The organism is Paenibacillus sp. AR247 (genome assembly GCF_002968895.1).
GTDB lineage: Bacteria > Bacillota > Bacilli > Paenibacillales > Paenibacillaceae > Paenibacillus_AQ > Paenibacillus_AQ favisporus.
This window is the reverse complement of record NZ_PCZT01000025.1, coordinates 68,873-78,135: the sequence shown is the minus strand read 5'-3', so window position 1 is coordinate 78,135 and position 9,263 is coordinate 68,873. Positions and strand designations below refer to the sequence as shown.

The 9,263-nt window shown below is 53.3% G+C and carries 14 protein-coding genes; 13 read left to right on the top strand and 1 reads right to left on the bottom strand.

The window, feature by feature from the left end:
* Nucleotides 1-217 precede the first annotated feature (217 nt).
* From CPT76_RS33010 to CPT76_RS32950, 13 genes are all read left to right on the top strand, one after another.
* Nucleotides 218-1,015, top strand: coding sequence for a M42 family metallopeptidase (locus tag CPT76_RS33010; protein WP_258169040.1), 798 nt, complete (start codon nt 218-220; stop codon nt 1,013-1,015).
* Between the two features lie 102 nt (nt 1,016-1,117).
* The gene (locus CPT76_RS33005; RefSeq protein ID WP_105445903.1) at nt 1,118-1,723 is read left to right on the top strand and encodes a hypothetical protein; all 606 of its coding nucleotides are present in this window, start codon (nt 1,118-1,120) and stop codon (nt 1,721-1,723) included.
* 325 nt (nt 1,724-2,048) lie between these two features.
* Complete coding sequence (locus CPT76_RS33000) at nt 2,049-2,456, top strand: hypothetical protein (RefSeq protein WP_258169039.1); 408 nt, start codon at nt 2,049-2,051, stop codon at nt 2,454-2,456.
* Nucleotides 2,457-2,459: 3 nt separating this feature from the next.
* On the top strand, nt 2,460-2,672 hold the full coding sequence (locus tag CPT76_RS32995) for a helix-hairpin-helix domain-containing protein (RefSeq protein ID WP_105445902.1): 213 nt from the start codon (nt 2,460-2,462) through the stop codon (nt 2,670-2,672).
* Between the two features lie 44 nt (nt 2,673-2,716).
* Nucleotides 2,717-3,235 carry a GrpB family protein gene (locus tag CPT76_RS32990; RefSeq protein WP_105445901.1) on the top strand — a complete coding sequence of 173 codons (519 nt, stop codon included), beginning with the start codon at nt 2,717-2,719 and terminating at the stop codon, nt 3,233-3,235.
* Nucleotides 3,236-3,400: 165 nt separating this feature from the next.
* Nucleotides 3,401-3,793, top strand: a complete 393-nt coding sequence (locus tag CPT76_RS32985; protein ID WP_258169065.1) for a GNAT family N-acetyltransferase — start codon at nt 3,401-3,403, stop codon at nt 3,791-3,793.
* Nucleotides 3,790-4,359, top strand: a complete 570-nt coding sequence (locus CPT76_RS32980; RefSeq protein WP_105445900.1) for a YfiT family bacillithiol transferase — start codon at nt 3,790-3,792, stop codon at nt 4,357-4,359. The genes CPT76_RS32985 and CPT76_RS32980 overlap by 4 nt, the downstream gene beginning before the upstream one ends.
* 1 nt (nt 4,360) lies before the next feature.
* Nucleotides 4,361-5,158 carry a GNAT family N-acetyltransferase gene (locus CPT76_RS32975; RefSeq protein ID WP_105445899.1) on the top strand — a complete coding sequence of 266 codons (798 nt, stop codon included), beginning with the start codon at nt 4,361-4,363 and terminating at the stop codon, nt 5,156-5,158.
* A gap of 84 nt (nt 5,159-5,242) precedes the next feature.
* Nucleotides 5,243-5,686, top strand: a complete 444-nt coding sequence (locus CPT76_RS38125; RefSeq protein ID WP_374954755.1) for a hypothetical protein — start codon at nt 5,243-5,245, stop codon at nt 5,684-5,686.
* Nucleotides 5,683-6,222 carry a ribonuclease FAU-1 family protein gene (locus tag CPT76_RS32965; protein ID WP_105445898.1) on the top strand — a complete coding sequence of 180 codons (540 nt, stop codon included), beginning with the start codon at nt 5,683-5,685 and terminating at the stop codon, nt 6,220-6,222. The genes CPT76_RS38125 and CPT76_RS32965 overlap by 4 nt, the downstream gene beginning before the upstream one ends.
* A gap of 35 nt (nt 6,223-6,257) precedes the next feature.
* Nucleotides 6,258-6,563, top strand: coding sequence for a hypothetical protein (locus tag CPT76_RS32960; protein WP_105445897.1), 306 nt, complete (start codon nt 6,258-6,260; stop codon nt 6,561-6,563).
* A 40-nt stretch (nt 6,564-6,603) separates the two neighbouring features.
* Nucleotides 6,604-7,839, top strand: a complete 1,236-nt coding sequence (locus CPT76_RS32955) for an aminopeptidase (protein ID WP_105445896.1) — start codon at nt 6,604-6,606, stop codon at nt 7,837-7,839.
* A complete protein-coding gene (locus tag CPT76_RS32950) occupies nt 7,836-8,315 on the top strand; it encodes an NUDIX hydrolase (protein ID WP_105445895.1) in 480 nt (159 codons plus the stop codon). The genes CPT76_RS32955 and CPT76_RS32950 overlap by 4 nt, the downstream gene beginning before the upstream one ends.
* Nucleotides 8,316-8,369: 54 nt before the next feature.
* Here CPT76_RS32950 and CPT76_RS32945 read toward each other — a convergent pair whose 3' ends face one another.
* Nucleotides 8,370-9,242, bottom strand: a complete 873-nt coding sequence (locus tag CPT76_RS32945; RefSeq protein WP_105445894.1) for an alpha/beta fold hydrolase — start codon at nt 9,240-9,242, stop codon at nt 8,370-8,372.
* Nucleotides 9,243-9,263 lie beyond the last annotated feature (21 nt).

Here is a 9,263-nt window from a genome sequence, read left to right as displayed (position 1 = left end):
GAAAAACGGGTGTCATCCGGTAAGCATGGAAGCGTATGAACTGTCATCGTAGACGCGTAGGCTCGAGCCGGGGAGTGCAAAGGGAATGCCCAAAAAGCAATTTCCCACGCCTAGGGAGGTAATTGGCTGGTGAGGGCGAAGCAATATACGAAGAAACATGGATAAGTTCGTCCGAATTCTATACTTTTTAAAACGCAGATTTGGAGGTTGAATAACCATGATGGATGAAATGACGCAGCGAATGAAGGTATTGACCGAGTGCGACGGGGTGCCCGGACACGAAGGCGCCGTCCGCGCCCAAATGAAAAGCTATCTTGAACCGCTCAGCGAAGAGCTGGTTATGGACCGGCTCGGGAGCGTGTTTGGGGTGAAAACCGGCCTTGCCGGGGGACCTAAAGTCATGCTTGCCGGCCATCTGGATGAGATCGGGTTTATGGTCACCCAGATTACGACGAAGGGATTTCTGCGTTTTAACCAGCTGGGCGGCTGGTGGGCGCATAACGTTCTGTCCCACCGGGTGAAAGTAAAGACGCGCAAAGGCGAATACATCGGCATCATCGGCTCCAAGCCGCCCCATGTGCTGGAGGCCGAGGAGCGGACCAAGGTCATGAAGCTGAAGGATTTGTATATCGATATCGGGGCCAAAGATGAAGCGGATGCCAAGGAGAGGGGGGTTCGTCCGGGCGACTGGGTCGTACCGGTGAGCGATTTCTTTACGATGCGAGATGGCGAATTGTGGGCGGGCAAAGCGCTCGACAACCGCTCCGGCTGCTCGCTGGCGGTCGAAATCCTGTCCCGTCTGCAGAACGAACAGCATCCGAACGTCATTTATGCGGGAGCGACGGTGCAGGAGGAAGTAGGTCTCCGCGGTGCGGGTACAGCCGCCAACCTCATCCAGCCGGACGTGGCCTTTGCGCTGGACGTCGGTATTGCGCATGACACGCCGGGCAGCGAGTCGAACCCGATGAAACTAAATCCGACTTCAGCCAGGCCGCCGACCTGCTTACGGCGGTGATCAAGAAGCTGGACCGCGAAACGGTGGATAAGCTGATCGGGTAGGGCGGTGGAACGCGTTATATACTATTATTTTCATGGGTGGCTGAAAAGAGCCCTTTTAATGAGCACAGAAAGAAAACGGACAATAGTGATCATTGCGGTGATCATCGTCATTGTGGGCGGCTACCGGATCTATTCATTGAACTATTCGGATGAAGGCATTATGGATCATGTCATCGCCCATAAGGGGTATGACGTGAATCTCGTAAAGGAGCAGGTACCCGTCAAAATTTTTGTCAAACCGGAATGGATCGCATTCGGGCAGGACGAACGGAAAGATTTAAAAGTCGAAGTCCTTGAGATGAATCATACGCGTATCCTGCTTAACGATGTGTTGAACCGGGGAAATGACATTTATTTCAGTTTCGAGGCATTTCCCGGATGGGAACATCGATCGGGTGAGTTTATGTATAACGGTAAGCTTAATCCGGACGGTTCCGTCATGACCCAGGGCCCGAATCTTCGGTTAACGGACAAGAGCGGACAAGAAATTCCCTTCGGGCAGTCGGGCCAAGGTCCGCGGATATCCTTTTCCTTTGGGATAAATCCGGAATACCACAATTTGATCCGTGATGGATTTTATGTGCAGTACAGCGATTTTAATGTGTATCGTTATGCGATGAAAATCAACGAAGAGTGGCTGGGCTATAATTCAATCTTCCAATGACGGATCACCGTGTTTCAAAGCGCCTTCCCGGCGGAGGAATCCTTTTTTTCGTTGAGAAGGATGTTTCTTTTGGCTAAAATGGAATAAAACGTAAAGCGTCAGACATCATCGGTATGTTCTGACGCTTTATTTTTTGAGTGGGGCTAAGTAACCAAGCTGCCGAAAGGAGCGATGGCCATGACGTTGGTTCTGTACCACTATTTTGTAAGCCGAACTGGGTCCTTTTCGAAACCTGTCGTGTCTGCCGCTGGAAGAAGCCCGTGAGATTTTAGGGAAGATCGCCCAGGAAGGAAAAACGTTTGCCAGTAAAAGGGCAGGCGATTATATGGATATCAGGCTCAAACTGGAGGGCCGGGCCAGAGAGGCGTTTATAGCCAAAGGCGGCCAGCCCGCAAATCCGTATCCGCATTATATGACCCTCGGACCTTGCGATTGGCTGTGTTCCTGGTATACGGAACCAAACGTGGTTCAAATCGATTGGGACGAATTCGATGATCGTTCGATCAGTTTTACGTACGGAGATTTGTTTCCGACAATGCGCTACGAAGATGGCAAGCCCTATCGCAAGCAGGTATATACGAAGGATGAAATCCGGGAAGTCATTGCCAGGTACGGGCTCCCGCAGGAATGGAACAAGCACGGGGACCGGGGGCCAGAGCGATACATTGAGGCACAGATTTGGGATGAAAACGTGATTGGAAGGTATTACCCATCTATTTATGGAGGTTTATAAGCCATGCCAAAGGATAAGCAGGATCTGACGGAAAGCGGTTTGCCCAAGCTGGCCCAGCCGGCGGTACGCGCCCTCCGGAATGCGGGCATTACCCGGCTAGAAGAGGTCGCGAAACTCACCGAACCGGAGCTGAAGCAGCTTCACGGCATCGGCCCCACAGCGGTAGAACAGCTTTGGCGGGCAATGGCCGACAAGGGACTGGATTTTTCCAAATAAGGAGCTGTCCAAAAAAGGAGCAATGATCGGATCGGAGGGAACTCATGGGTATTGATGAGATCATTGAGCTGTCATCTTATCAGGATGAATGGAAGGACATCTACGAGCAAGAGAAAAGGAAGCTGGAGCCTGTGTTTGCGGAACAAGCGGTGGAGTTTGCCCATATCGGTAGCACGTCTATCGAGGGAATGACGGCCAAACCGATTGTCGATATCCTGATCGGCCTCAAAGAGCTTCACATTGATGAGCAGACAGACCGTCAGCTGGTTGCTTTACAGTATGAGGGCATGGGTGTGGCGGGAGTGCCGGGGCGGATACATTACCGTAAACGCATCGGACAGAAGATCAATCTGCAAATTACCGAGTGGGACTCCGCCATTTGGCGGGATAACCTGCTGTTCAGAGATTATTTGCGTACCCATCCGGAGCAGGCGAATGCCTATGCACAGGCCAAACGGAACACGTTGGCCAGCGGCATCAACACGCTGCTGAAATACTCGGATGAAAAGTCCGGAACGATTGCTGAGCTGTTAAAGCAAGCGCGGGAGTGGGCAAAAAGCTGAATTCGCCGCTTCAGCTTGAATTCAAGTCCATGGATGAAATCGAACAGATGCCGATCAGTTCCGTTCAGCGGCCTGTGTTTGAGGTATTTAATGCAAATGAAGATTTCCATATTAAGGAGCTAATATTATGAGTCCAATCACTGTACGGACGTATCAGGGAAAAATATCCCCTCCGCTCAATTGAAACAGCTGTATGATCACCTGGGCTGGTGGCCGGAAAGAACGTTGGCCGATATCGAATCTATGCTCGGCTCATCCATTGCTGTCGGCGCCTGGGACGAGGACAGGCTGGTCGGGTTTGCGAGAGCGGTCTCGGACGGCTTGTTCCGTGCCTATATTGAGGATATGGGCGTGCAGGAGGATTACAGAAAACGCGGCTTGGGGCGGGAGATCGTCGACCGCATCACTGCCGAACTGGAAAATATCCACGTGGTCAGCTTATTTTGCGAGAGCGGCCTGGTAGATTTTTATCAACAGACCGGCTACAAGCCGACCCGGCAGGTCGTCATGCACAAGAGTCACGAGGCAGAAGGTGACAGAAGGGGAAAAGAACGATGACCACGCCTGATACGCTGCGTTTTCTGATAGGTTCTTTTGAGCCCGTGATCGCCCCCTCCTCTCAGCAGCGCGAAGATTGGATTGGGCAAATTCCGGAATTGAGCGGCAAGCTGCAAAGCGTTCTAAACCATTTTCAGCAGGAGCAGCTCGATGTTCCTTACCGCCCTGAAGGCTGGACGGTCCGGCAGATTGTTCATCATTTGGCGGATAATGATATGAATGCGTATATTCGTTTTAAAAGAGCCCTGACCGAACAGGAGCCTCTGGCAAGTTCATACCGGGAAGACCTGTGGGCCGAGCTGCCGGATTATATGGATCTGACCATCGGAAATTCAGTGTCGCTGATTGAGCTTTTGCATCAACGCTTTTATAGACTGCTGCTAAACCTGACTCCGATGGACTTTCGCAGAACGATGCGAACCGAAGTGCTCGGAACGATCACACTGGACACGGCCCTGCAAAGGTTCATCTGGCATCATCGTCATCATACCTCCCAGGTTGCCGCTTTTGCCGCGAGAATAAATAGGGATCAATCAACGACGATCAAGCCCGAAAGGACGTCATAATATGTACATAAGCAAAGAACTGGCCGATCTGATGGAGCAATCCGAAATCGATTACATGATCGACCGAATGAAGGCGATTCAGGAGCGGCCCGGCAATCCGATGGGGATCGACATTCAAACTTTTGGCGGTGCTGCCGCGTTCTATAGTCAAGCGATGCCATGGCCGCAGTTTAATACGGTGAAGGGGATTGGAGAGCAAGAGGCTGAGCGCCTGGATGAAATTCTGGAGTTTTATCGGAAGCGGCAGGGCCGATGCCAATTTGAGGTGGTTCCTTCCAAAACTCATCCCAAGCTGATGAAGGCTCTTTTTGATCAGGGCTATTACCAGACCGGGTATCATGCGACTTTATACGGCGAACCGCGCTCTTGTGAGACAGTAAGAGAGCATATTACGATCCGGGAAATCACGGCAGACGAAATGGACTTGTATGCCGAAATTCACTGCTTGGGCACTGGTCTGCCAATATCCGGCAAACACCACATCGCCGACAACAACATGGTTCTTTATGACAGGGATGGATGGAAGTTCTATGCGGGATGGGTCAACGGCAGACCGGCCGGCGTAGGCGTGATGTATATCCAGGATGACACGGCTTCGCTGACGTTTGCCACGACACTGGAAGAATACCGCAACCAGGGGGTTCAGCAGGCGCTGTTGGAAAAAAGGATCACCGAAGCGCATCGAAGCGGCTGCCGGATCGTAGTCGGCCAGGCGGCCTACGCCTCGACCAGCCACCGCAACATGGAGCGGGCAAGTCTGAAGCTGGGCTATACCCGGGGAACATGGGTTCAGGCATAAGCTGACGGTCGTTGTGTAAAAAGCCACGGATTAGCGTTTTTGCTGATGGTATTTTTTTCGGAGGAGGAATGTCATTTGAAAAGAGTGCTGTCTCTATTCCTTGGTTTCATCCTTCTTTTTCCGCTATCGATCGCCTCGGCAAGCTGGGCTTATCCATTTGTCGTATACTCCGGCCATATCTACCGGGTCACGGAACAAGCCGTTCAGCCCGAGGACGTCGGCCAAAAAATCGGCAAAGTCACGAAGTATTCGGACCGGGAAGGAACGTACCGGGGGAATTTCTCCAATATGTATCCCAAAGGAACAGGTTACTACGCCATTCAAGGGCGGAGCAGCCAGGAGGCCATCGCGGTTCGAACCGGTGACAATTCGTACATTTTGGCGATTCAGCAGGGAGCTTATTCCGGAGGGCCGGAGATGCGAACGATGTGGTGGTTGTACGCGGGGATCGGCATCGTCTCAGTCGCTTGCTTAGCGGTGGCGGCCAGAGTTATGCAGAAGCGGAGAGCTCGGGAGGGGAGTAAGTGAAGCGAAAATATGCCGACCGGCAGGATTGGCGGCGGGTGCTGGAAAGAGATTTTGCCTGCAGGCGGCTCCGATCCGACGAATTTAATGGGCATGTGACACTCATCTCGATTCATCAAATCAGCGAGCCTCTTGTGGTACAGATGCAGAACCGGGACTTGTGCCTGGCTGATCAGGGATACGTTTGGATGCAGCACTTTCCGGAAGGGGAGCACTACGCGGTCACCACCATGTTTAATGCGGAGCGAGAGATCATCCAGTGGTACGTAGATATGACGAAACGGAACAGCCTGAGCGGGGAGGGCATTCCTTACTGGGATGACTTGTATCTGGACTTGGTTGTCTTTCCTGACGGCAGCTATGTGATCAAAGATGAAGACGATTTGAGCGAAGCGCTTCGCAGTTCGGCTATTACGGAGGAGGACTTCGTGCTCGCGCACCGAACCCTGAATGGGCTGCTGCACCAGATCGAGACGGGGGCCCATTGGATATGGAACCATAGTAAGAAACACCTGGATTGGATGCTGGAAAGGAATTAGTGAAGCGGAGCAGATTCCGAGGGAGGTGATTAAGCGTGAAAAAGGGCATACCCTATTTCCTGATGATTCTGGCCGCGCTGATCCTTTTGGTGCAAAATCATCAGGATGTATCCGTGGGGGACATGATTTTTTCAAGCTTAGGTTTGGATCCGTGGACAGGGGGTTCAACCGGGTATCATCTGCCGGTCATCGCCGGTTTGGCATTGCTCGTGGCGGGCATATTTGGTACCGTGAGACTGTACCGTGCCAAGTATCCGCGGATTCTCAGCTGGATTTTGCTGGCCTGCATGGTGGTCATTTATGCGTTTCCTCTGGTCACCCGGCTAATCGGCTCGTTATGAAGATCGTACCAGTTATAAATAGATAAGGCAGGGGATGTTATTGACGGAGTTACAGAAGCAAATGGAAAAATATGCGGAGCTGCTCGTCCAAGTGGGCGTGAATGTGCAGCCAGGCCAGGTGCTCTATGTGGAGTCACCTATAGAGTCGGCTGATTTTGCGCGGCTGGTTACGGCTAAAGCCTACCAGGCAGGGGCCAAGTATGTACAGTTGAACTGGCGTGATGAAACGGTAGAGCGCATGCGCTATGACCTGGCGGGGCCGGAATCGTTTGCGTTCTATCCCCCTTGGACGGCGCACATGATGGAGAGCATCGCAGAGTCCGGCGGAGCGGTTCTCCTGCTGGACGGGGAGAATCCGAATTTGTATGAGGGCGTGGATCCGGCGAAAATATCGGCTTCCCGGAAAGCCGCCGCCGCCGCCCGCCGGAACTATCTCGGATACGTGCGCACCAATCGGATCAGCTGGTGCATCGTCAACGTGCCGAGCCAGGCGTGGGCGGATCAAGTGTTTGCCGACCGCCCGCAGGAAGAGCGGGTGAACGCATTATGGGAATCGATTTTCCGTATGAACCATATCGATGAAGAGGATCCGGTGGCTGCCTGGCAGAGGCACACGCAGCATTTACGAGCCGTCACCGATAAGCTGAACGCGAAGCAGTACCGCAGGCTGCATTACAAGGCACCCGGCACCGATCTGACGATAGAACTCGCTCCGGGCCATATCTGGCTTGGCGGAGGGCAGGTCAACCAGAGCGGGATTCCGTTCGTGGCAAACATGCCGACCGAGGAAGTGTATACGATGCCGCACCGCGCCGGGACAAACGGAACGGTATCCAGCACCCGGCCGTTTGTGCTGAACGGGCAGCTGGTGGACCGCTTCACTCTGACGTTTCGTGAGGGACGTGTGGTGGATTTTACGTCGGAGACCGGATATGAGGCGTTGAAGCAGTTTTTGGATGCCGATGAGGGGACGCGATATTTGGGGGAGATCGCGATCGTACCGCATGATTCGCCGATCTCCCGTCTGAACCGGGTTTTCTATAACGTGGGCATCGACGAGAATGCGTCCTGCCATTTTGCGCTCGGGAGTGCGTATCCGACCAATTTGCAGGGCGGGGCGGGACTCAGCGATGAGGAGCTGCTTGCCCGCGGAGCCAACGTCAGCATGCAGCACGAAGATTTTATGGTCGGTTCGGCGGAACGGAGCATCGATGCGGAGCATGAGGACGGCACGATCGAGCCGCTGCTGCGGAATGGAAGTTGGGTGATCCGGTGATTACCTTTACAGAAGGGCAGAACAAATTTAACTTTCGGGTTGCGGGAATCGCCGTTCACCGCGACCGGATATTGCTGCACACGACGCTGCAGGATGATTTCTGGAACCTGCCTGGCGGGCGGGTGGAGTTTCAGGAATCGACGGACCAGGCTCTCATCCGGGAGATCCGGGAAGAGCTGGGCGTTGATATACAGATAGACAAGCTGTTGTATGTCAATGAGGATTTTTTCGAATATGCCCGGATGAAATACCATGAAATCGGATTTTATTTTACGTTTTCTTTTCCCGAGGGCCATGAAATTCTGGATCGGGAGGGCGAGTTCCCAGGCATTGAGGATGGCGGCAGACTGATCTTCAAATGGTTTACAATTGAGGAATTACATGGCTTGTCGGTATATCCGGTTGAGCTGAAAACAGACATCTTGTCAGTGATTGACGGCAGCGCAATCTTGAAGCATCGGATTCATCATCCGTAGGGGGTTACATACAGACAGCGGGCAGGGACTCATCCCTGCCCGCTGTTTTGCTAATTACTTAACTGATCTCGATTCGCTCTGCTGAATGTCTGCGGTATGCTGGATAATCGCATCCAGAATGGCATCCCAATCGTCCTCATGCAGCTCATGGCCGGTTCCTTCCAGGGTCAGCAGCCGGGCTCCTGGAATTTCCCGTGCCAATGCTTCACCGTGGACATAAGGGATGATCGGATCCTCCGTGCCATGGATGACAAGGGCCGGCACCCGGATGTCCGGTACCCGGGCAATCAATTCCTCTCCGCCGGTCAGCAGGCCATGATTAAACATGCTCGCCGTCCAATTTCGGGTCCGCTGCAGCTCCCGTGCGGCCAGCCGGCGGACTTTATCCTCGTCCGGAGCGTGCTTTGACCCGCGGAGCAGGTTCCATTTTTGAACGCTAAAGTCCAGGATCGCCTGTTCATTCTCCCAATTGACCTGATCGGCGGAAGCAAAAAAGGCAGCTACCTTTTCTTCCATTTCCGGCAGACTCGGGTCACGGAACGAAGAGGTCATGATCAGCGTATCGCTCAGCACCCGCTCGGGATACTTGACCGTAGCCATCAGCGTCAGCAGGCCGCCGAGCGACATGCCTGCCACATGGGCCCGGCTAATTCCGTAGGCGTCCAGAACGCGGATGGCGTCATCGGTCATGTCCTCTAAGCCGTACTGCGGGTTGCCGGGCTCATCATTCATCGATTGGCCGACGTCGCGGTTATCGTAACGGATGACAAACCGTCCCGCGTCAGCAAGGCGCTGGCAAAATTCGTCCTCCCACCAGATCATCGAGGCGGTGGCGCCCATAATGAGCAGGAGTGCCGGATCTTCCTTTCGTCCAAAGCTCTCGCTGCACAGTTCAATACCATCCACTTTAATGAGTTGTTCTGTCATTTATGTTTCCTCCTTAGATTT

What these genes read in the sequence shown, in the direction of transcription:
- CPT76_RS32995 (WP_105445902.1), top strand. Translation starts at nt 2,460, where the DNA reads ATGCCAAAGGATAAGCAGGATCTGACGGAAAGCGGTTTGCCCAAGCTG.
- CPT76_RS32945 (WP_105445894.1), bottom strand. Translation starts at nt 9,242, where the DNA reads ATGACAGAACAACTCATTAAAGTGGATGGTATTGAACTGTGCAGCGAG.
- CPT76_RS33000 (WP_258169039.1), top strand. Translation starts at nt 2,049, where the DNA reads ATGGATATCAGGCTCAAACTGGAGGGCCGGGCCAGAGAGGCGTTTATA.
- CPT76_RS32975 (WP_105445899.1), top strand. Translation starts at nt 4,361, where the DNA reads ATGTACATAAGCAAAGAACTGGCCGATCTGATGGAGCAATCCGAAATC.
- CPT76_RS33010 (WP_258169040.1), top strand. Translation starts at nt 218, where the DNA reads ATGATGGATGAAATGACGCAGCGAATGAAGGTATTGACCGAGTGCGAC.
- CPT76_RS32980 (WP_105445900.1), top strand. Translation starts at nt 3,790, where the DNA reads ATGACCACGCCTGATACGCTGCGTTTTCTGATAGGTTCTTTTGAGCCC.
- CPT76_RS32990 (WP_105445901.1), top strand. Translation starts at nt 2,717, where the DNA reads ATGGGTATTGATGAGATCATTGAGCTGTCATCTTATCAGGATGAATGG.
- CPT76_RS33005 (WP_105445903.1), top strand. Translation starts at nt 1,118, where the DNA reads ATGAGCACAGAAAGAAAACGGACAATAGTGATCATTGCGGTGATCATC.